General features: G+C 40.7%; 20 protein-coding genes and 1 tRNA gene. 16 read left to right on the top strand and 5 right to left on the bottom strand.

Features of this window, described 5'->3' with window-relative positions:
* Positions 1 to 87 precede the first annotated feature (87 nt).
* Both G9X63_RS09560 and G9X63_RS09555 read right to left on the bottom strand, forming a co-directional pair.
* A complete protein-coding gene (locus G9X63_RS09560) occupies positions 88 to 546 on the bottom strand; it encodes a deoxycytidylate deaminase (protein ID WP_130923798.1) in 459 nt (152 codons plus the stop codon).
* Between the two features lie 33 nt (positions 547 to 579).
* Positions 580 to 653, bottom strand: a tRNA-Met gene (locus tag G9X63_RS09555).
* A 158-nt stretch (positions 654 to 811) separates the two neighbouring features.
* On the opposite strand from G9X63_RS09555, the gene G9X63_RS09550 reads away from it, so the two are divergent.
* The 6 genes from G9X63_RS09550 to menD all read left to right on the top strand — a co-directional run bounded on the left by G9X63_RS09550 (position 812) and on the right by menD (position 7,831).
* A complete protein-coding gene (locus G9X63_RS09550) occupies positions 812 to 1,204 on the top strand; it encodes an START-like domain-containing protein (protein WP_252622747.1) in 393 nt (130 codons plus the stop codon).
* 1 nt (position 1,205) lies between these two features.
* Complete coding sequence (locus tag G9X63_RS09545; RefSeq protein WP_130923800.1) at positions 1,206 to 2,645, top strand: LptF/LptG family permease; 1,440 nt, start codon at positions 1,206 to 1,208, stop codon at positions 2,643 to 2,645.
* A 74-nt stretch (positions 2,646 to 2,719) separates the two neighbouring features.
* Positions 2,720 to 2,995: a 30S ribosomal protein S15 gene (gene rpsO, locus G9X63_RS09540; RefSeq protein WP_130896464.1), complete on the top strand. Its 276-nt coding sequence runs from the start codon at positions 2,720 to 2,722 to the stop codon at positions 2,993 to 2,995.
* 117 nt (positions 2,996 to 3,112) lie between these two features.
* Complete coding sequence (gene pnp, locus G9X63_RS09535) at positions 3,113 to 5,266, top strand: polyribonucleotide nucleotidyltransferase (protein ID WP_130923801.1); 2,154 nt, start codon at positions 3,113 to 3,115, stop codon at positions 5,264 to 5,266.
* A 63-nt stretch (positions 5,267 to 5,329) separates the two neighbouring features.
* Complete coding sequence (locus tag G9X63_RS09530; RefSeq protein WP_109323139.1) at positions 5,330 to 6,193, top strand: sigma-70 family RNA polymerase sigma factor; 864 nt, start codon at positions 5,330 to 5,332, stop codon at positions 6,191 to 6,193.
* Between the two features lie 33 nt (positions 6,194 to 6,226).
* Positions 6,227 to 7,831, top strand: a complete 1,605-nt coding sequence (gene menD, locus G9X63_RS09525) for a 2-succinyl-5-enolpyruvyl-6-hydroxy-3-cyclohexene-1-carboxylic-acid synthase (RefSeq protein WP_252622745.1) — start codon at positions 6,227 to 6,229, stop codon at positions 7,829 to 7,831.
* On the opposite strand, the gene G9X63_RS09520 is transcribed toward menD, so the two are convergent.
* Positions 7,817 to 8,560 (bottom strand): tetratricopeptide repeat protein, encoded by a 744-nt coding sequence (locus G9X63_RS09520; RefSeq protein ID WP_252622743.1) that lies wholly within the window; start codon positions 8,558 to 8,560, stop codon positions 7,817 to 7,819. The genes menD and G9X63_RS09520 overlap by 15 nt on opposite strands.
* 74 nt (positions 8,561 to 8,634) lie before the next feature.
* Here G9X63_RS09520 and G9X63_RS09515 point away from each other — a divergent pair, with 74 nt between their 5' ends.
* Together G9X63_RS09515 and G9X63_RS09510 are read left to right on the top strand one after the other, a co-directional pair.
* Positions 8,635 to 9,072, top strand: coding sequence for a peptidylprolyl isomerase (locus G9X63_RS09515; protein ID WP_130896456.1), 438 nt, complete (start codon positions 8,635 to 8,637; stop codon positions 9,070 to 9,072).
* The gene (locus tag G9X63_RS09510; RefSeq protein ID WP_130896454.1) at positions 9,072 to 9,308 is read left to right on the top strand and encodes a hypothetical protein; all 237 of its coding nucleotides are present in this window, start codon (positions 9,072 to 9,074) and stop codon (positions 9,306 to 9,308) included. The genes G9X63_RS09515 and G9X63_RS09510 overlap by 1 nt, the downstream gene beginning before the upstream one ends.
* On the opposite strand, the gene G9X63_RS09505 is transcribed toward G9X63_RS09510, so the two are convergent.
* Positions 9,305 to 11,068 carry a M61 family metallopeptidase gene (locus tag G9X63_RS09505; RefSeq protein ID WP_252622741.1) on the bottom strand — a complete coding sequence of 588 codons (1,764 nt, stop codon included), beginning with the start codon at positions 11,066 to 11,068 and terminating at the stop codon, positions 9,305 to 9,307. The two genes, G9X63_RS09510 and G9X63_RS09505, sit on opposite strands and share 4 nt — an antisense overlap.
* Before the next feature lie 157 nt (positions 11,069 to 11,225).
* On the opposite strand from G9X63_RS09505, the gene G9X63_RS09500 reads away from it, so the two are divergent.
* From G9X63_RS09500 to trmB, 6 genes are read left to right on the top strand one after another with little or no spacing between them, the layout of a single operon-like run.
* Positions 11,226 to 14,090, top strand: a complete 2,865-nt coding sequence (locus tag G9X63_RS09500) for a tetratricopeptide repeat protein (RefSeq protein WP_252622739.1) — start codon at positions 11,226 to 11,228, stop codon at positions 14,088 to 14,090.
* A gap of 5 nt (positions 14,091 to 14,095) precedes the next feature.
* Entirely contained in the window at positions 14,096 to 15,760 is a 1,665-nt protein-coding gene (locus G9X63_RS09495) for a hypothetical protein (RefSeq protein WP_252622737.1), read from the top strand.
* Between the two features lie 2 nt (positions 15,761 to 15,762).
* The gene (locus G9X63_RS09490; protein ID WP_252622734.1) at positions 15,763 to 16,743 is read left to right on the top strand and encodes an HU domain-containing protein; all 981 of its coding nucleotides are present in this window, start codon (positions 15,763 to 15,765) and stop codon (positions 16,741 to 16,743) included.
* A gap of 3 nt (positions 16,744 to 16,746) precedes the next feature.
* Positions 16,747 to 17,619 carry a hypothetical protein gene (locus G9X63_RS09485; protein WP_130896445.1) on the top strand — a complete coding sequence of 291 codons (873 nt, stop codon included), beginning with the start codon at positions 16,747 to 16,749 and terminating at the stop codon, positions 17,617 to 17,619.
* 7 nt (positions 17,620 to 17,626) lie between these two features.
* Complete coding sequence (locus G9X63_RS09480) at positions 17,627 to 18,883, top strand: bifunctional folylpolyglutamate synthase/dihydrofolate synthase (RefSeq protein WP_252622733.1); 1,257 nt, start codon at positions 17,627 to 17,629, stop codon at positions 18,881 to 18,883.
* 11 nt (positions 18,884 to 18,894) lie between these two features.
* On the top strand, positions 18,895 to 19,554 hold the full coding sequence (gene trmB, locus G9X63_RS09475) for a tRNA (guanosine(46)-N7)-methyltransferase TrmB (RefSeq protein ID WP_252622731.1): 660 nt from the start codon (positions 18,895 to 18,897) through the stop codon (positions 19,552 to 19,554).
* 50 nt (positions 19,555 to 19,604) lie between these two features.
* On the opposite strand, the gene gap is transcribed toward trmB, so the two are convergent.
* A complete protein-coding gene (gap, locus tag G9X63_RS09470) occupies positions 19,605 to 20,597 on the bottom strand; it encodes a type I glyceraldehyde-3-phosphate dehydrogenase (protein WP_130923809.1) in 993 nt (330 codons plus the stop codon).
* Positions 20,598 to 21,102: 505 nt separating this feature from the next.
* Between gap and G9X63_RS09465 the strand changes: the two genes are divergently transcribed.
* Positions 21,103 to 21,921 carry a 2,3,4,5-tetrahydropyridine-2,6-dicarboxylate N-succinyltransferase gene (locus G9X63_RS09465; RefSeq protein WP_130896437.1) on the top strand — a complete coding sequence of 273 codons (819 nt, stop codon included), beginning with the start codon at positions 21,103 to 21,105 and terminating at the stop codon, positions 21,919 to 21,921.
* Positions 21,922 to 21,965: 44 nt separating this feature from the next.
* A complete protein-coding gene (locus G9X63_RS09460) occupies positions 21,966 to 22,814 on the top strand; it encodes a CvfB family protein (RefSeq protein ID WP_252622729.1) in 849 nt (282 codons plus the stop codon).
* The last annotated feature ends 52 nt before the right edge of the window (positions 22,815 to 22,866 follow it).

Below are 22,866 nucleotides of genomic sequence, written 5' to 3'. Positions count from 1 at the left end.
ACTTTGTGCTTTATGCTCTATGCTTTAAATCTATGCTCTCTACTCTATTATCTCTACTCTCGTTTCATATTCAGAATTATAGCTCAGCTATAATTCTGAATATGAAACTACTTCCACCCCAAACTTCCGCAAAAAGTCAACCCCTTCATCAGACGCTAAACCCTTGTAGGCGGCATAGGAATTCAAGAAGATCACTTTCTTAATCTTCATGCTAAAAATAATACGAGCACAAGAGATGCAAGGGGATAAAGTAACGTAAATTGTAGAACCTTCGACTGAAACACCGTTCTTAGAGGCATATAAAATGGCATTTTGCTCTGCGTGCAAGGCTAAAGAACAACTTCCTTTCGAATCACGAGGACAACCATCCTCGCCAAATTCATCATCACAATTGTGAGTTCCTGCGGGAGGCCCGTTGTAACCGATCGAAATAATGCGGGTATCTTTGGTTAATACACAACCCACTTGAGCGCGGGTGCAATGAGAACGAAGCGCCAGATTCTGAGCCAGTTCCATAAAGATTACATCAAACGAGGGCTTTTTCATAGGCATAAAAAAATCCCATAAAGGGATTTTATGTAGCGGGGAGCAGAATCGAACTGCCGACCTTTGGGTTATGAATCCAACGCTCTAACCATCTGAGCTACCCCGCCAAATTATGGTGCAAAGGTAAGCGTTCCCACCGTAGAACACAAATATTTTCACAATACTTATTAATTTTGCACAGGATTTGGGATTTAGCCCAGAGTTAATACCTTTGTTTACAGGTAGTTTTACAGGTAGGTTTACTAGTTCATTTATCCCCGTTCATATGTCACAAACTCCATATACTTTTGAATATGAGATAAAAGCGTCGCCTAAGGTGCTTTATCCTTACTTAAGTAGTCCATCCGGATTACAACAATGGTTTGCAGACAAAGTGATTGTTCGTGGAAGTGCAGAATTGCATTTTTATTGGGATAATGAGAACCATCCAGCCTTGGTTTTACCTGGGAAAGCCAATAAATCAGTCAAATTTGATTTTAAAAGAGGGAATTCTGAACCAGGAAAGCACATTATTGAGTTAAGCCTGGATGTGAGTGAGGTTTCGAATACGACCTATCTAACGGTTATCGATGGGGCTTCGACCTTTAAAACGGATGCGGATGCAGAAGAATTGTGGGATTATTTAATCGACAAACTGAAAGAAATAGTAGGGAGTTAGGATGCGTAAGATTGATAAATTAGTACTGCAGGCGTTTTTTGGACCATTTTTTTTGACACTTCTTGTTGTCATCTTTATTTTCCTGTTGCGTTTGGTTTTATTTTACTTTGCTGATCTCTTTGGCAAGGATTTAGGGGCATTTGTGTACGTGGAGTTGTTTTTTTACTTCTCGTTAATCACCATTCCCTTAGCGATGCCGTTGTCGGTATTGCTTTCTTCGTTGATGACTTTTGGGAAATTAGGCGAAAACTTTGAGTTGACGGCACTGAAGAGTGCGGGCATCTCGATTTTCCGAATTATGCGTCCTATTTTAACCGTGGCGGTGTTTTTGAGCTTGTTTATGTTCTGGTTTATGAACGTGGCTTTGCCTTGGGCGAACATCAAAGGTTGGAGTTTACTCTATGACATTAAGACGACTAAAACGACGTTGAACATCAAGGAGGGCATATTCTATACGGATTTGACAGGCTATTCTATCAAAGTAGGGAAGAAGTACCCGGATAATAAGACCCTGAAGAACCTGATTATTTATGATCATACACACAATGATGGAAATCGCCACGTGACTTTGGCGGATTCTGCGCTGATGTATACTATTATGAACAAACGCTATTTAGTGTTTGAACTGTTTAATGGCAAGGATTATTTAGAAGATGCGGACCAAGGTTCGGTGGTAAATCCGACGGAATTAGCGGTGCATGATTTCAAGAAAAGCAAGGTGGTGATGTCGCTGGCCGTGTTTGATCTCCAAAAAACGGATGAGCAACAATTCGCCCACCACGAGATTATGCGCAATAATTACCAGCTGGCGGATGATGCAGATTCCTTAGCCAATACGATTTCAACCGTTAAAAAGGGCTTTTTCAAGTCATCTTCCATTAATTTCCTTTACCAGGTGACGCCGGTGAAGAAAACCTTGCAATTCTTTCAGAAAACGGATTGGATCAAGCCTCGTTTAGCGAAGGGTTTGGCGGCTAAAAATCCTGTTCCCTACGATCTAGCAGCGCAACAAGCGAAGAACATGATGACGGCTGGCGAAACGAATAAGGCCATTTTAGAGGATTATGAATCGAAATTAAATAAGACGAATCTAGAATGGCACCATAAGTTCACGAATGCCATTGCCATTTTGGTGATGTTCCTGATTGGTGCACCGCTAGGAGCCATTATTAAGAAGGGTGGATTCGGCGTGCCGGTCGTGGTGGCGGTTTCTTTCTTCATATTATTGTACATTTTAACGCAGCAAGGAGATAAGATGGCCAAAGAAGGCGCCTTAATCATCCAGATAGGGGCGTGGCTCGCGAATGGCATATTAGCTTTAATAGGAACCTACTTCCTCAAGATCGCCTTAGCTGATTCGCGTTTGTTTGAAACAGACTTCTATCGAGTGGTTTGGGACAGACTAAAAGGTAAATTCGTAAGCGTAAAAACAGACGCCTAAAACATTTGCTTTATAGCAAGAAAAAGAGTACTTTTGCAAATTCAATAAATATTTTAAACTTAAACTGGTAAAAGATGTATTTGTCACCTGAGAAAAAACAAGAAATTTTCGAAGCAAAAGGTAAAGCAAAGTCTAAGATCGATACTGGTTCTTCTGAATCGCAAATTGCGTTATTCACGTACAGAATCAATCACTTGACTGAGCACCTTAAGAAAAACAAGAAAGACCACAGCACACGCTTAGGACTTTTAAAATTAGTAGGTAAGCGTCGTAGCTTGCTTGATTATTTAACACGTACAGATATCTCACGTTACCGTGCGATCATCGCGGAGTTAGGTATTCGTAAATAAGATAAAAAAGGGCTTCATTTCGATGGAGCCCTCTTTTATTTCCCCGCTGTAAACGTTTGAACTGTTCAAACAACATCTTAAATCACGCGAGGTTGCGTGAAATTTATTCAGAAACGTATGTCATTTAACATCATTACAAAGCATATTTCAATGCCTGACGGCAAAGAAGTCTCGATTGAAACAGGCAAATTAGCCAAGCAAGCGGACGGAGCAGTCGTAGTCAAATCAGGAAATATGATGTTGTTAGCTACTGTAGTGGCTAACAAAGAGGCCAAAGAAGGAGTTGATTTCCTTCCTTTATCAGTAGACTATCAAGAAAAATTTGCGTCAAATGGACGTATTCCAGGATCATTCTTAAAAAGAGAGGCGCGCCTTTCTGATTACGAAATCTTGATCTCTCGTTTAGTAGACCGCGCATTGCGCCCTACTTTCCCAGATGATTACCACGCAGATGTTCAAGTACTAATTAACTTGATCTCAGCAGATTCAGAAGTATTACCAGATGCATTTGTCGGTTTAGCGGCAGCTGCAGCTTTGGCCGTATCCGATATTCCATTCAATGGTCCTATCTCAGAAGTTCGCGTAGCGAAAATCAACGGTGAATATAAAGTAAACCCAAGCGTTAGCGAATTAGCAGGTGCTTCCTTAGAATTATTAGTAGCGGCAAACGCAAACGATATTTTGATGGTAGAAGGAGAAGGAGACGAAGTTTCTGAAACCGAAATGCTAGAGGCTTTACGTATTGCACACGACGCGATCAAAATCCAATGCGCTGCATTGAATGAATTGACCGTAGCTTGTGGCAAAACAGAAAAACGTAGCTACTCACACGAATCACACAACGAAGAGTTGCGTGCTGAATTGTGGAAAAACTACTACGATAAATACTTAGCGGTTGCAAAATTAGCGAATCCGAAGAAAGACGAGCGTAAAGCTGGTTTCAAGGCGATAGTTGATGAGTACATTGCTACGTTGCCTGAAGATCACTTAGTGAACCTTTCAATGGCAAAAACGTATTTACACGATATCGAAAAAGAAGCTGCTCGTCAATTAGTATTGCAAGAGCGCTACCGTTTAGATGGTCGTAAATTGAATGAAATCCGTCAAATCACCTGTGAAGTAGATTATTTACCTACTCCTCACGGTTCGTCTGTTTTCACTCGTGGTGAAACTCAATCCTTGACTACCGTTACATTAGGTACGAAAATGGATGAGCAAATCATCGACCAACCAATGACTCAAGGGTACAACAAATTTATGTTGCACTACAACTTCCCAGGCTTCTCAACAGGTGAGGTTAAACCAAACCGTGGAGTAGGTCGTCGTGAAGTAGGTCACGGAAACTTAGCGATGCGTGCGATTAAGAAGGTTTTACCTAAAATGGAAGACTTCCCTTATACCTTACGTATCGTTTCTGATATCCTAGAATCAAACGGTTCGTCTTCTATGGCGACAGTTTGCGCAGGTACTTTGGCCTTAATGGATGCAGGTGTAAAAATCAAAGCTCCAGTGTCAGGTATCGCGATGGGATTAATTTCTGATTCAAAAACAGGTAAATACGCTGTATTATCTGATATCTTAGGTGATGAGGATCACTTAGGCGATATGGACTTTAAGGTAACGGGTACGGAGAACGGTATCACCGCTTGCCAAATGGACATCAAAGTTCAAGGTTTATCTTACGAAGTATTAGCAGAAGCGTTAACTCAAGCGAAAGAAGGTCGTTTACACATCTTAAACGAGATGAAGAAGGCGATGCCAGCCGTGAGAGAAGATTTCAAACCTCAAACTCCTCGTGCTACGGTTATCAAGATTATGAAAGACCAAATCGGATCCGTAATCGGACCAGGTGGTAAAGTCGTTCAAGATATCCAAAAACAATCAGGTGCAACCGTTACCATCGAAGAAAAAGAAGACGGTGGATACGTAAGTATCTTCTCTTCTAACGGAGATGCCATGGCGAAAGCGGTAAGTATGGTTCGTGGAATCGTTACTTTACCGGAAGTAGGAGAGGTTTATGAAGGAAAAGTGAAGAATATTCAAGCATTCGGAGCTTTTGTGGAATTTTTACCGGGTAAAGATGGTTTATTACATATCTCTGAGATTTCATGGGATCGCATCGACACGATGGACGGTGTTTTCAAAGAAGGAGATAAAATCAAGGTTAAATTAGTCGAGGTAGATAAGAAAACGGGCAAATTCCGTTTATCTGCTAAGGTTCTTTTACCTAAGCCAGAAAAACCAGAGGCTCCAGCTGCTTCAGCTGAATAATAAAAATGTTTATTCAAGCGTCGCGCATTCGTGCGCGACGCTTTCATTCTGTTGTAAGATCTTATGAGACAGCTAAAAATTAGCAAACAAATTACCAACAGGGAAAGTCAATCTCTAGATAAATACCTTCAAGAGATCGGTAAAGTCGATTTATTGACTCCGGATGAAGAGGTAATTCTCGCGCAGAAAATCCGTGATGGAGATCAATTGTCTTTAGAGCGTTTAACAAAAGCGAACCTTCGTTTCGTGGTATCCGTTGCAAAACAATACCAAAACCAAGGTCTTAGCTTAGGTGACTTAATTAATGAAGGAAACTTAGGTTTGATCAAAGCAGCACAGCGTTTTGATGAAACTCGTGGATTTAAATTTATCTCCTACGCCGTTTGGTGGATTCGTCAATCGATCCTTCAAGCCTTAGCGGAGCAATCGCGAATCGTACGTTTGCCTTTAAATAGAGTAGGTTCTTTGAACAAGATTTCAAAAACATTCTCTGAATTAGAGCAAAAATTCGAGCGTGAGCCTTCACCAGAAGAATTAGCAGAGGTTTTAGAGATCTCAACCGGCGAAGTAGTGGATACCTTGAAAATTTCAGGTCGTCACGTTTCTATGGATGCACCTTTCGTTCAAGGAGAAGAAAACTCGCTTTTAGACGTATTAGAGAATGATTCTGAAGACAAGCCAGATTCTGGTTTGATCAACGATTCCCTTCGTCGTGAGGTACAACGCGCTTTATCTACCTTAACTCAACGCGAGGCGGATGTGGTTACTTTGTATTTCGGCTTAAATGGCGAACACGCAATGACTTTAGAAGAGATCGGCGAGAAATTTAATTTAACGCGTGAGCGTGTAAGACAAATTAAAGAGAAAGCGATTCGTCGTTTACGACACACTTCTCGAAGCAAAGCACTAAAAACATATCTTGGATAATTTTTAAAGCCTCTTATGAGGCTTTTTTTTGCTATGGCATTTCCAAAAGGCATCATCGAACTAGTGGACTCTTTATACCAACAAGGTGTAAATGAGGCGGTTATATGCCCAGGATCCAGAAATGCCCCTTTAATGATTGCCTTAACCCGCCACGGCGGTTTCAAATGCTATTCCATTGCAGATGAACGTTCGGCGGGATTTTTTGGCTTAGGAATCGCCCTGAAAACAGGACGTCCTGTCGTTATTTGCTGCACATCAGGCTCAGCCGGATTAAATTTTGCCCCAGCCGTTGTCGAAGCCTTCTTCCAAGAAGTTCCGCTGATTGTTTTAACAGCAGATCGTCCCAAGGAATGGATCGGACAATGGGATGGACAGACGATCTACCAAGAAAACCTATTTGGGAAACACGCAAAAGCCTTTTTTGACTTTGAAACGGATGATTGCACTTCTGCACCATTGACGGCTATGGCGGAACCAAAAGGCCCCGTGCAGATTAATGTGCCGATTAGTGAGCCGTTTTATCCATCTGTAGGTGAAGTTATCCCTAAAGTTGAAGTGGGGAGAGTAGAGAGTATAGAGTATAGAGTAGAGAGTAGAGAGTATAAAGTAGATTTTAGTTATTTTAATCAAGCTATCGCCTCAGCTGAAAAAATCCTAGTGACCGTAGGTCAAATGGAAGATAATTCGATCTTCGAAACACTTTCGGCTTATGGGATTCCGGTGATAGGAGATGCGACGTCTAATTGTGGCAGTACGATTGGACACGATTTACTCTTAGCTGACGAATCCGTATGGCCAGCTTTGCAACCTGATTTGCACATTCACTTCGGTAAATCCTTTGTTTCCAAGCGAATTAAGCAGTTTTTACGCACTCACAAGCCGAAGCAATCGTGGCTCATTCATCCGAATCCGATCGGAAGACCGGATCCCTTCTTGTGTTTGACTGACGTGGTAAATACGGATTCAAATAGCTTTATGGAAGGTGCCGAGTGGAGTTCGAAAACTTGGAATAGCTGGAATTCAGCCAAAATTGACTCTAAGCAAACCGAGTTTTTTGCTAATCCCAGTTGGACGGAATTACATCTGTATAACCAAGTAACCGAAGCGATTGAACAAAAGGAGGCTGAAGTTCATATTGCTAACTCATTAGCTGTCAGATACATTAACTGGACTTTGGCAAAATTCATAAAAACCGAAGTATACTCTAATCGAGGCACTTCTGGAATCGATGGTTGCTTAAGTACAGCCGTAGGTGCCGCTCAAAAAACGGACAAATTATGCATCTCCATTATTGGGGATGTGGCCTTTCAATACGATCGCAATGCCCTTTGGAATCACTACATTCCAGCAAATTTGCGCATCATCGTCTTTAATAATGGGGGTGGGGGCATTTTCCGCAATCTAGATGGAGCGAAAGACCTGCCAGAACTGGATGAGTTTATGGAAACGCGTCAAGGGTTTACCGCTGAAAATACAGCTAAAGATGCCGGAATCAACTATTTTTCTGCTTCGAACCCAAGTGAATTAGACCTTAACGCATTTCTTCACAACCAAGGCCCTGCGCTGTTAGAAATTCACACGAATTCGATCGAAAACGCGGCAGAATTGAAAAAGTATATGGCCTTATTTAAGGCTTGATTTAGCCTGAATTTTGGCCCAATTCTTTAGATACAACTCATTTTTAGGATCTTTTTCTAACGCCTTCTTGACATAAGAAGCGGCTAAATCCCATTGCATTCGCTGAATAGCGAGGTAACCCAGGTTATTATTGAGCAAATCAGTGTATTTACCTGATTTTAATGCTTTCTTGAAAACCGCTTCCGCTAAATCTATTTCATTCATCTCCTGCAATACGACGCCCTTATTGATCAAGGTTTCAATCGAAGTTGAATCAAGTGCCAATGAACGTTCGTATGAAGATAAAGAACCTGATAAATCAGCTTTTTGAAGCAAAATATCCCCTTTTAATGTCCAATTAGCGGCAGAATCAGGAAAAATTTTAACTAATAATTCTACAGCGGTTGCGGCTTGCTCTGATTGTTGCAAGGTTTGTAGCATTTCGGCCTTCTTAAAGAGGGCTGGAGCGAATTTTACATCTAATTCCGTCGCCTTCGTAAAGTCTGCTAAAGCCTCGTCATTCTTCTCTAAGATTTGGTACACTAAACCCCGATTGTAATAGGCATCTGAGAAATCTGGACGTATTTCGATCGCTTCTGAATACCATTTAATCGCTTCGTGGTATTCTTTTTCTTTCCATTTCGCATTTCCACGCAAAAAGAAGGCGCTTGATTCACGTTTCTCTTCTTCAGAAGAAGTGGAACAACTCAAAAGGAACAAAGAGGCAAAAAAGAATAGTAGGTATTTCATCGATCTAAAAGAAAGTTCAATTTAAATAATTCAAATTTCATTCGCATCTTTGTAGCTTAATTAAATGTAAAATTATGGCATACGCAGAAATGTTAACCGATAAAGGGTTAATGAAAATCGAATTCTACACAGAGGATGCACCTATCCACGTTAAAAACTTCATCGACTTAGCTGAAAAAGGCTTTTATGATGGAATTACTTTTCACCGCGTCATCAATGATTTCGTGATCCAAGGAGGTTGTCCAGACGGAACTGGAGCAGGTGGCCCAGGCTACACGATTCCTTGCGAATTAACCGGAAACAACCAGTTCCACGATCGTGGCGTTTTATCGATGGCTCACCGTGGACCTAACACAGGTGGTTCTCAATTCTTTATCTGCCACTCTCGTAACAATACGGCACACTTAGATCGTAAACACACGTGTTTTGGTAAAGTAGTAGAAGGATTAGACGTAATCGATTTAGTACGTGAAGGAGATAAAATCCAAAGCGTTAAAATCATTCAAGACTAATGCATTTTATCAAGGAAATAAGCCATCCACAGATGCGAATCTCCCTTTTTGAGTGGAATTCAAAATACATCGTGAAATTTGAGACTCCGCATCTAGAGCAGAGCTATAAGTATTCAGTGATGGACTTTTCTTCCCAAAATGAAATAGAGGAGCTGGTATCCAGCTCCTCCTTTCAAGATTTCGTCTTACAGACCTTTAAAAACATGTATGCCGAAATGGCTAAACAGGCTGATTAATTCCCGCCTAACCATTTATGGCGTAATTTCAATTGCGCTTCTGTCGGTGTAGCCTCTGATTCAATTACAAAAGACTTTAATGGTGTTTGTTGTACGGCCACTAAGAACGTACGCTCCATTCCATCTCTTTTAACAGAGAACACTAACGAGTCCCCCGGTTTCTTATCCGCTAACAATTTATCGATTCCTGGGAAGTCAGCCCCATTCACTTTCAATACTTCATCACCTACGTTCAAGCCAGCCACATAAGCTGCCCCACCTTTGTATACCGAAGTAACACGTCCAGCAACAATACCAACTCCTATGTAAGGAACCGTTTTAGTTACATTTGCATCCGAAAATTGATAGCCAAAAGCCTTGAACATTGAAGCATAAGCTGGGGTCTTCACACCATAAATATGCGTTTTAAAGAACTCCGCTGCTGATGTACCTGCCACTTTAGAGAAAGCATCCTCTAATTCTTGATCCGTAAATCCGCGACCTGCTTTTAGGTAATAGGTTTGGTATAAGAACTTAAATACATCATCCAAGCATTTCGTGCCCTTCGTTTGCTGAATGATCCACATATTCAAAACACCGCCTAATAAAGAGCCTTTGTCATAATAAGAGACAGACGCATTGCGTGAGTTTTCATTGGGGCGGTAATACTTAATCCAAGCATCCCAGCTCGATTCAGCCGCAGATTCCACTTGATTACCCGGTGTATTCTCTACACCCGCAATTTCATCGCCTAACGCCTTTATGTACTCGCCAGTCGAAACCATACCAGTACGTTGATTAATCACATCTGCATAATAGCTAGTAATGCCCTCTGAGAACCATAAATTATGGGTATAGTTCTCATTTTCATAGTCAAATGGCCCTAGTGCTTTGGGACGAATACGTTTTACATTCCAAAGATGGAAATACTCATGCGCTAACAAATTCATAATTCCTTGGTAGCCCTTTGTCGTTTCATAATTTGAACGAGTTACCTGACAAGTCGTTGAATACAAGTGCTCTAGACCGCCACCACCGCGATTTAAGTTGTGAATGATGAACAAATAATGATCGCAAGGATGTTCGCCCACTACTTTCTGCGCTTCTTCCGCCATCTTCTGCACATCTGCTAAAAATTTAACTGAATCCACTTTAGCAGGGCCGTAAAAGGCAATTTGATGCGGAATATTGTTCACTTTGAAGTCCCAAACCTTGTGATTTCCAATCTCGATAGGGGAGTCAATCAATTCATCTAGGTTCTTCGCCACGAAATTGAATCCACCCACATTTTTCATGGCAGTAGAAACTTTTTTGAAGTCTTTGTGCGGTACAATCGTCAATTCCTGAGGCTGAGCTGCAAATTTAGGGGCATACATCAATACACTCGCCGGGTTAATGTAGCCGTGCGCATCATCTAAGAAAGAAGTACGAACTGACATTTCATAGGCATAGACGCGATAATGCACAGAAACTTGCTTTAAACCTGGACTTAATGCGATGCGCCAGGTATTTTTGCTAATCTTTGAAATAGCGACTTTAGTACCATTCGATTCAGCGCTAACCGATTCTACGTTTTTTGCAAATTCCCGAATTAAATAGGAGCCAGGCGTCCAGGCTGCCATTTTAAGATCGAAAAAATTGGTTTCTTTACTGACGTCCACTGTTGTTTTCACCTCAAAATAATGAGAGAAAGGTTCGGACATACTGATTTCGTGTTTAATCGGACCGGCAAAACAGCCAAAAGACAAGAAAACACTAAGGAATAGTAGTTTTAAATTCATTTTATTTTTTGTTGAGAAATAGATTTCAGTAAAATTATAAAAATCAGCCGTATAGTCTAGCAAATGCTATTTTTTTCCAAATAATTCTAAATGACGGGACAATTAATTCACATAAAAATCGTATTATTGTTTAGTCGTGACTATTGACAATAAACCTATGGTATTTAAATCTTCCTTTTACTGCCTCGTCCTATTTTTATCCCTTCATTTCTCCTCTTTTGCGCAGCAATCTCTGGCTTTTGAGAGCAATCAGATACATTATAGTTTAGGCAAAGAGTATTTTGAGGCACAAAACTATGTCGCAGCCCGCGAAGAATTCGCGAACTTTTTAGGCAGACAAACGGATGTACATAAGAGTGAAGTGATTTTGGCAGAATACTACCAAGTATTGTGTGCGCTTTATTTAAATCAACCCGAAATCGATGTCTTAGGCTATCATTTCAGCTTAAATCACCCGAATTCACCACAGAGTAATTTATTATTTAGAAAAATAGGTTTGTATTTCTATGATGTAGCTAACTATGCAAAAGCGATACGCTACCTCGAAAATTCGTCTTTAGGAAACGTAGAAGCCCGTTATAAACTAGGCGTTGCCTATTTTGAGACTAAAGATTTCGATAATGCCCTTGCCTTATTCAATGAAGTAAAAACGGACCCAGACGAAGAATATGCCTTCTCTGCGGCCTATTACGCAGGTGTCATTCATTACCAACAAAAGAATTACCTAGAAGCGATTGCAGACTTCAAAAAATCCAATGGCCATTCGAAATACCGCAAAGATTTACCTTATTGGTTGATTTCATCGTATCAACAAACGGCACAATGGGATGAACTATTGAAATATGCGGAGCCAATCATTTCAACTCACCCCGATTTAGCCCTGTTAGTAGCAGAAGTTCAATTTAAGAAAGGCCTATTTGCAAAGGCAGCGAAGAGTTTCAGCGATTACTTAAAGGAGCATAAAAACGAAACGGCTACATACAAGAAAGGCTTCGCACTCTATTCCATCGATAAATACGAAGACGCGATTCAAACCATCAGCGGATTATTAAAATCAGATTCACTAGGTCAGAAAGCCTACTATTTACAAGGTTTAGCGCAGTTAAAGTTGGGTAAAAAAACGGAGGCGGCAGAATCCTTTAATCAATCAGGCGCTCTTGCTTTTGATCCTAATCAACAAGAAGAAGCCCAATTCAAGTCCATCAGCATTGCTATTGACCTAGGAAATTGGCTGAAAGGATTGAAGTCGATTGCGCAATTTGGCAAAACCTATCCATCCAGTTCCTTTACAGCTGCTTACCAAAGTTTCGCTGCAGATGCTATCCTTAAATTGCCTGAATTAGCTCCAGCCACCGATTTTATGAAATCTGGAGTACCTGTTTCAGAAGAATTGAAAGTGGCTTACCAGACGTTAACGTATAATCTGGGCATCAAGGCCTACAATAAAGAACAATACAAAGAGGCCATTTCCTACTTTGACAAAGCAATTTCACAAGGCGCTAATCAAAATGTAACGGATGAGGCAGCGTTTGGAAAGGCGGAATGTCTATCTCAATTGAAAGACTTTGAGGCTGCCATTTTAGTCTATAAACCCTTGCTTTCAGGCAAGCATTCGGCTGATTTTTTACAAAGAAACCGCATTGGGATTGCCTATGCCTATTTCTCCGTGAAGGATTTCACGAATGCGAATACCTATTTCAAGACCTATGTAGATCAATTAAAAGCGAATCCATCTAGTAAAGCAAATGCGAATGCCGTATTACGATTAGCGGATACCTATTTAGTGGCTAAAAATTACACAGAGGCCTTGAGCTATTACAACCAGGCCATTGAAAATGCGAAGACGGAGAAGGATTATGCGATGTACCAAAAAGGAATCACGCTAGTCTACCTTGAACGCGATGCAGAAGCGAAGGCGACGTTCCAGGCTTTGAAAAAGTCATTCCCTAATACGAAGTTTGGTGATGATGCGAGCTTCCAAGAGAACTTGATCTCTTTCCGCACAGGTAAATATGCTGAAGCGATTGCGGGCTTCACTGATTTAATTAACAATCAACCGAACAGTCCCTATTACGCGGAATCCATCTTAAAAAGAGCGCAATCGTATTCTAACTCGAAGCAACCAGAGAAGGCCATTACAGATTACAAGGTAGTGATCGAGAAATACTCGAAAGAGGCTTTCGCGAAAGATGCGGTAGCCGGTTTACAAGAGGAATTGAATGAAGTAGGTCGTCCAGAAGAGATGAGCGCTTATTTGAGCATCTATCAAAGCGGTAGCCTAAACGAAGAGGAGAAGACTGATTTAGAGTACCAAGCGGCGAAAGGAATCTATTTAGGGGAGAAATACGATAAGGCAATCGAGCCTTTGAAGAAATTCGTGGAGCATTTCCCAGCGGATGAACGCGTTTCAGAAGTGACCTATTTAATCGCAGATGCGGCTAACCGCTCGAATAACAAAGCTTTGGCTTTCCAATTCTACAAAAAGGTCATCGAACAAAATGTACACCCTTCATTGAATTCGGTCATTACGAAGGTGGCTGATATTGAATTTGATTCTGCAGCCTATAGAGAAGCTATCGGCCATTACCGATTATTGAAGGAGAAAGGAGTCGATTCGACTGTTATTCAACGTTCAAACAAGCGGATTTTAGAGTCCTTCATTCAATTAAAAGAGCTTGATTCAGCCCTGATTGCTTATGCAGATTACCACACGCTTGCCGTAAAAGAAGCTGAAGGCCTAGAAGAGGCTGCGCTTAAATACTTAGATATCATTCAATTGAATAATGCGAAAGGCAATTATGCCACTTCTAATGAGATGATTCTAGACAAATTCAGAAATGAATTTGCAGAGGTTTCTGATGCGACGCTAGGGAAGGCCTATTTGATTTTGGCCAAAAACCTATACGAATTAAAAAACCTCGCTCAGGCGAAAGCTACCTTAAAATCCATTATTGATAATTCAGAGGACAAAGAAAGCGTAGAAGCGGCTAAAGCTCTTTTGAAAACCTATTTCCCTAAATAATGCATATGAGATTCCCATCCAAAATCGTTTTAGCGTCCTCTTTCAGCCTGATTTCCATCCTAAGTTTTGGTCAACAGAAAAAGGAAGGTACTATCCAAAATGAAGAATTTGTCACGGAAAAGGTGCGTAAAATTGAGGTACAGCCCATAATGAGTCGTTCATTTGAGGCCTTGAATGAAATTCCGGACTACAGCAAAGACCATAAAGTTGATTTTAATTTTGACCTTTCCAAGCCGCAATCCCTCGTTTTACCCGGCATTCAAACGAATGTCTTAGGACCTAGAACAGGAGAGGAGCTAAAGTCCCCTTATGCCTCGAAGGCAAAAAACTCCATTAAAATCGGAGCTGGTAATTATGGCCATACCTTATTGAATGGACATTTTGGCTATAATCCTACGGCTAAAGAATTGCGTGGGTTGTACATCAATCACGACGCAAACTCGATTGGACCCACAGATAATGCCTTTTCCAGTCGCTCAGAAAATGAAGTGAAAATTTACAGCCAATCCCTTTGGTCTAAAGCCTTATTGAAAGGTTCAGTGGATTACCGCCGTATCGCGACGAATTTTTACGGCAAAGAAAGCATACCTGCGAACACGCCAGAAGATGCGTTTGGGGTACGTTACGATCAGATTAAGTTCAATGGCGATGTCTACAGCCAAACAGAAGGCAAGAAATACTCCTACCAGGCTGGCACCGAATTCTCCTCTTTAGCCGGAAATTTAGCCCCTAAAGAGTGGATGTCAACTTCTTACTTAAAGGCAAATTATGCGATTTCGGAAGGATTATCGCTTCGCATCAATGGAGATGCCATCTTATCCAATTTTACGAGCAATACGTCAACAAATCGCAATTTCTTCCGTTTGAAACCAAGTTTATCTTATGATGTTTTACCTCGTTTAAACCTGCAAGCAGGCATTAATGCGGTACAAGAGGAGGAATTGAGCATTTACCCAAGCGTTCAAGTTCGCTTTCGTGCAAATGACTTCATTCGTTTATTTGCTGGATTTGAGGGAGATACCCAGTTTAACTCTTATCACAGTAGCTTGTTAACCAACCCTTGGCTTTCTCAATCCATCATCTTACAAAATACCCAACAAAAATGGGCGGTATCGGGAGGTTTAACGGGAACAAACGAGCGCAATGTATCTTATGAATTGAAAGCTACGTATGGAGAATATGCTAAAATGGCCTTCTTCACAGCTTCAGCAGCGGACCTATCACAATTTGATATCCAATATTCTACTGCAGATGCAGCTGTTTCAGTACTTTCCTTACAGGCAAACATGAAGATGACAGTCACGGATAAAATCCAATCAGACTTACAAGTGGATTATACGAATTACGGAAACCTAGGTAATTTCTTGTACGCTTACCACCGTCCTAATATCCAGATCGCTTGGAGAAATAGCATTGCAGTGCTTCCTAAATTCAAAGTTTCTCCAGAAATCTATTATCTAGGAGGTCTTTACGGCTTCAATCCGAGAACTCAAAAGGCGACTACATTGGATAACATCGTGGATATCAATGTAAAAGGGGAGTATGCGATTACAGAGAAATTGACGGCTACTTTATCTGCAAATAATATAGTAGGAAAAAATTACCAGCGATATTTATTTTATCCAACACAAGGTTTTAACTTTACAGTAACTCTCGCATATTCATTTTAAGAATGACTGAATTTTATACCTTTCTCGAGCACTTACTCTACGATCACGAATGTGTGATTATTCCACAATTTGGTGGATTCGTAGTGAATGCACAAGATTTTCAGTTCAATGCTCAAGAAGGTAAGATTTATCCGAAGAGAAAGTGCGTTGCTTTCAACGAGAAGCTAAAAACAGATGATCGTTTCTTAACGACAGAATGGGCTAAAAAGATGTCCATCTCACAAAAAGAGGCTTCCATTGAAATAACAGCCATTTCTAAGGAATTAAAATCCCAAATATCCACTCAAGGCTATTTGACTATAGGAGAATTAGGAGCGTTTACCTTGAATTCAGAAAACCGCTTATCATTCTCCCCAAATCCTGATTTTAATGCGGATTTATCCGTTTTCGGACTATTTCCAGTGGGCTTAGGACACGCATTACCTAAAGAGAAGAAAACGGTATTGGAAGAAGCGCCGGTGGCAGAAGATCTTCCAAGCTATACTCCGGAACCTTCACCCATCAAGGTCAGCAGATCCGCTTATGTTTATGCGCTAATGGCCTTTATCATAGGGGGAATAGGAGCATTTTTCCTGACAGAACCCGCTGGAAATCAATCGCAGAGTTCGTTAAATCCGATCAAAATCGAGAAAAAAGTGGCCACTCCTGTAGCCGTTGCGGCACCTACGGTTCCAACGCCAGTGCAAGTAGATACTGTTCAGAAAGAAGTGATTGCTACACCCGCTTCAGTAGAGGCACCTGCAGATCAAGAGGTGATTTATTTAGTCGCGGCGAGTTTTCAATCCTTAACACAAGCCGAAAAAGGACTTAAGGAGTTCAAATCACGCGGTTTCGATCAAGCAGAGATTATACTTAAGAACGAGCAGACGAAATTTTACCGCATTAGTTTAGGCACAGAGCATTCGATGGATGCAGGATATGCTAAAGCCATTGAATTGAAAGCGTCCAAGAAAGTAGACATTTGGGTGTATAAGGCGCTATAAGATATGAACCAACGCATCGAACAACAAGCAATAGAACGCAAAAACCAACGGAAAGCTTTGGCTATCACGATCGTGATTCAAGGTTTGCTGTTCTTGTTGTTTTGGTATGCAAAGATTTGGTCCGCAGAAGAAATGAAGCTGGAATTGCCAGAACCTGGATTCGAAGTAAATTATGGAACTGATGACGAAGGTGGAGGAAATGTCCAATCTTACAATCAAGCGAGTGATTTACCTAATAACGACGAATCACAACCAGCGGAAAAAGAAACCGAAGTAGCCTCTGTTACGAAAGCGAAACCGACACCTAGCTCGAAAGAAACGGTGATTTCATCCGTGGTTAAAAGCCCAGTTAGTATTTCAGAGAATACAAAAAAGACTACTACCGTTTCAACGAAGCCGACACCAGAACCAGTCGAAAAAATCGATGAGGGTGCATTATTCAAAAAGAAAACAACCAGTAACGGTACTCGAGGCACCAATCCGAATCCAGGAGGAAATTCCAATGGACCAGATGCTGGAAAAATAGGGGATAAAGGTAGCCCGAACGGAAAAATCAACAATTCGACGAATTACTCCGGTAATGGCGGAAGCGGAGAGGGTTCTGGATCCTCTTCTGTGAATATTGCTGGCTGGAGAATCGCTAATCGTCCGAATGTCAAAGATGATACAGGTGAAACGGGTATGATTCGATTCACAATCAAAATCGATGAAGACGGAAATATCATCAAATTAGTGATTGCGGAGAATTCATTCTCTAACTCTTTGGCACAGAAATATAAAAGAGCCATCGAAAAATCTAAATTTATCAAAACGTCTTCAGGCCCAAGCCCGAAAGAGGCGACCGGGTCTATCACCTTCCGCGTAGGAGAAAGATAGGCATCTGATGAATTATTCCGAGTCCATTTCCTTTTTATATGCACAATTGCCGGTATTTCACCGGGAAGGGGCCAAAGCCTACAAACCTGGTTTAGGCAATATTGAAGCACTTTGTAATCTCATGGGGCAACCGCAGGATTCATTTAAGTCCTTGCATATTGCAGGTACGAATGGAAAGGGGAGTTCCTCCCATTTTATGGCCTCTATTCTTCAGGAACATGGTTACAAGGTGGGATTATATACTTCACCACACCTGCATTCCTTTACAGAGCGGATTAAAATAAATGGTATTCAGGTCGCAGAAGAATGGGTGGCTGATTTTGTCACGAACCATCAAAATCTGATTGAAACTGTGCGCCCGTCTTTTTTTGAATGGACCGTCATTATGGCCTTCACCTATTTCAAGGAACAGCAGGTCGATTATGCAATCATTGAAACGGGCTTAGGCGGTCGATTGGATTCAACGAATATCATTTCACCTTTGGCTTGCCTGATCACGAACATCAGTTTTGACCACCAAGATTTATTGGGGGATACGTTGGAAAAAATTGCATCAGAAAAGGCTGGAATCATTAAATCTCTGATTCCGGTTACGATCAGTGAAAAACAGCCAGAAACGTCTGAGGTTTTTCTAGCCAAAGCTACCTCCGTAAATGCCCCTTTACAATTTGCTTCAGATATTATTAGCGCTGTAGATTTCACTTTCACAAGCCCCACTTGGGGTGAAATGAAAGTAAATAGCCCTTATAAAGGTTATTACCAGCAAAAAAACATAAGTGGTGTTTTGGCTTGGTGCGAGCAGATTCAATCCATCATTCCCCTAGAAGCTGTAAAAATCAAATCCGGAATCGAGCGAACCCGATTAAATACGGGTTTACAAGGCAGATGGGAAATTTTAGGCGAAAGCCCTAAAATCATTGCGGACACCGGGCATAACAAAAGTGGCATAACAGAGATTATGCAGCAAATAAAACAGGAAGGTTTCGATCATTTGACCATTATTCTAGGGATGGTGGCAGATAAGGACATCAATTCGGTCTTAACCTTGTTTCCGACAGAGGCCAGCTACTATTTTTGCCAAGCAAATAACCCGAGAGCGATCTCCGCTTTAGAACTTCAAAAATTAGCAGCAACTAAAGGACTGAATGGCAAAGTCGTTCCTTCCGTGAACGAGGCCATTGCCCTGGCAAAATTAAATTCAAAACCTTCAGATGGGATTCTCATCTGTGGATCTACCTATCTCGTAGGAGAAATTACCTTTTAATTCGCGTACCCTTGAGCAGAAGAAAAACAGCCAAATACAATCTCGCCATCGCCTTGGACAATGTCATCCAAAGCCCGAAACCTATTTTCGGAACATTGGCGAATAAATGGAAATCGGATTACTTTAAAAATGACAGTAAACTTGTACTTGAACTCGGCTGTGGCCGAGGAGAATACACCAATGGCTTAGGTAAACTATTTCCTGATATGAATTTCATTGGGGTGGATGTCAAAGGAGATCGTTTAGCGCAAGGAGGGAGAGCTGCGAGAGAACTTGAATTAACAAACACTGCATTTTTGCGTATCCATATGCAAGAGATAGACGAACAGTTTGGAGAAAATGAGGTCGATGAAATTTGGATTACTTTTCCGGACCCACGTCTTCGAGATCGCGATGAGAAACGCCGCCTCACTTTTCATACCTTTCTTAACCGCTACAAGAAAATCTTGAAGCCCGGCGGAATTCTTCACCTAAAAACAGATTCCTTGCCTTTCTTCGAATTTTCTGAGGGCTCGCTAGCAGAAAATGGATGGGACGTCATCGTCAAGACGAATGATCTATACACATCCGAATGGATGGACGATCACTTTGGAATCAAAACACGCTTCGAGGAGATGTTCTACGAAAAAGGATTTAACATCAATTACCTCAGAGCTATAAATTCGAAATAAAAAAAGCCTCTCAGATCGAGAGGCTTTTTCATTTATATCAAATTGGTTGATTAACCTACGCGAGCGATCAAATCTGCTGCACGAGATGAATAACCAAATTCGTTATCATACCAACCTACTACTTTCACTAAGTTACCCATCGCTGTTGTTAACTTAGAATCTAAGATACAAGAGTGTTGGTTTCCGATGATATCGATAGAAACGATTTCATCTGTAGTGAATTCTAAGATACCTTTCATTGGGCCATCAGCAGCAGCTTTCAAAGCAGCGTTGATTTCCGCAACAGTTGCCTCTTTCTTCAATACTACCGTGAAATCTGTAACAGATCCATCTGGAGTAGGAACACGCATCGCGTTACCATCTAATTTACCTTTCAAATGAGGTAAAACTAAACCTACCGCTTTAGCAGCCCCTGTAGATGTAGGGATGATAGAATAAGCTGCAGCACGAGAACGACGTAAATCGGAGTGAGGTGCATCTTGTAAGTTTTGATCCGCTGTATAAGCGTGAACGGTAGTCATGAATCCTTTTTCAATTCCAAAAGCATCGTCTAACACTTTAGCCATTGGAGCTAAACAGTTAGTTGTACAAGATGCGTTAGAGATAATTGTCATATCATCTGTTAATGTATCATCATTAACACCTAAAACGACTGTAGGAATATCACCTTTAGCAGGAGCGGAGATGATTACTTTACGAGCACCAGCCACTAAGTGTTGACCAGCACCTTCTTGATCGATGAAACGACCAGTAGATTCTAAAACAACATCGATTCCTAAAGCACCCCAAGGTAATTGCTTAGGATCACGTTCTGCGAAAGCCTTAATCACGTTACCATTAACAGTAATGCTGTCTGCATCAGAAGTAACAGTACCATTAAAACGACCATGAACTGAATCATACTTTAGTAAGTGTACCAAAGTAGCGTTGTCAGTTAAATCGTTAATAGCAACGATTTCCACATTTTCTTTTTCCAATAAACGACGGAAAGTAAGTCGACCGATACGACCAAAACCATTAATAGCAACTTTAATTTTTTTCATTGAATAAATTAATTTGATTTCATACAAAGACCAAATATAGCATTTAAAATGTATTATTCCAAGAGCAATAGGATAAAATAAACCCAATTAAACGTTTACAGGGCCTATTTTACAAAAGTAAATCATTGATTATAAATTTAGCATTATTGCTAATTAAATACTTTTGCAGAAAAAAATTACTCGGATACGTTTTTTATTCAAAAGTTTTTTCGCATATTTACATAAGAAACAAACGATCCAGATCGGTGGGGTAGGAGAGTGACAGAATGTCACTTGTCTTTTTAGCTAATTTTCTAGCGTAATTTACCGAAATATAATTTTGTACCGAAGTGCAACTGACTGATAATCAGCTAATTGACTTATTAAAGTTCAAGTTAAATTTATTTCTATTTTTTAGGCATTTTGCCTATTCATAGCCAATAGATACCGATTTTATTTCCACCGTTCTGGAGAAGACAAGCCTTTTTTGATTAATTTGCATCTTCATTTATTGCATATCATTTTTATGAATTCATTAGAAAAAACTATTGTAGCTGCCTGGGACAACCCGGAGCTTCGTTCGAAGGCTGAAACCATCGAGGCGATTGAAAAAGTCGTAGACTTAGTGGATAAAGGAGAATTGCGTACTGCAGAACCTAAAGCTGATGGTAGCTGGCAAGTGAACGAATGGGTAAAGAAAGCGATCGTGATGTATTTCCCTATTCGCCAAATGGCCGTTTCAGAAGTGGGTATCTTCGAATTCCACGATAAAATGAAGTTGAAATCTAATTACAAAGAACTGGGCGTTCGCGTCGTACCTCCTGCAGTAGCCCGTTATGGCGCATTCTTAGCGAAAGGGACGATCTTAATGCCTTCTTATGTAAATATTGGTGCCTATGTGGATGAAGGAACCATGGTAGACACGTGGGCTACGGTTGGATCTTGCGCTCAAATTGGTAAACATGTACACTTAAGTGGTGGAGTAGGTATCGGTGGCGTATTAGAACCACCTCAAGCTTCTCCGGTCATTATTGAAGACGGCGCCTTTATTGGTTCTCGTTGTATCGTGGTGGAAGGTGCACATATTGGTAAAAAAGCCGTTTTAGGCGCTGGAGTTACGATAACAGGCTCTTCTAAGATCATCGATGTATCAGGCCCAGAGCCCGTTGAATACATTGGTTATGTACCAGAAAACTCAGTAGTCATTCCCGGTAGCATACAAAAGAGTTTTGCAGCAGGAACGTATGGCGTACCTTGCGCCTTAATCATTGGTAAAAGAAAAGAAAGTACAGACTTAAAAACATCGCTTAATCAAGCATTAAGAGAGAACAACGTAGTCGTTTAGTTAATAACAAGAATAAATGCCCGGTTCACAGCCGGGCTTTTTTTATGGAAAATGAATTGAAAATTGGTGAATACAATCACCTTCGTATTATCAAAGAAGTACCTTTTGGCCTCTATTTAGATGGTTACGAAGATGAAATCCTTTTACCCTTGCAATACGTTCCAGAAACGTATGAAATCGATTCATCGATTGATGTATTTATCTACCGTGACTCGGAAGATCGCATCATCGCCACCACCTTAAAACCCTACGCCACTATTAAGCAATTCGCTTATTTGGAGGTTAAATCAGTTACTCCATTAGGTGTATTCCTAGAATGGGGATTAGCAAAAGACTTATTTGTTCCCTTTAGTCAACAGTATCAAAAAATGGTGGTAGGGAAATTCTACCTCGTTTATATATACCTCGATGCACAAACAGATCGCATCGTCGCATCAGCTAGAATAGAAAACTTCTTACCCGCCTTCATAGAAGATGAGGAGAATCGTTTTGCAGCTGGTACAAAAATAGAAGCAGTTCCATTTGAATACACTGACTTAGGCATTAAATGCTTAGTTGACAATTGTAAAATTGGAATGCTATTCAAAAATGAAATATTTACAAATGTAATATTAGGCCAACGTACATTTGTATACATCGAAAACTTACGCGAAGACGGACGCCTGGATTTACGTTTGGAACCAGTAGGACGTATACGTTTAGATGCGCAAGTAGAGAAAGTATTACAAGCAATTAAAGACAACAAAGGTGTTCTATATCTACACGATAAAAGCCCAGCCGAAGATATCTACGATCAGTTAGGTATGTCTAAAAAGGACTTCAAAAAAGCGATTGGAGGATTATACAAAAGTAAACTGATTGCATTGCATTCTGATTGTGTGTCACTTTTGTAAATTATCACTTGTTGCTTAAATTTCAATTTGTAAACTTGATTAGATTGTTTAA

The organism is Aquirufa antheringensis, assembly GCF_023921165.1.
Classification (GTDB): domain Bacteria; phylum Bacteroidota; class Bacteroidia; order Cytophagales; family Spirosomataceae; genus Aquirufa; species Aquirufa antheringensis.
This window is presented reverse-complemented; position numbering and strand designations above follow the sequence as displayed.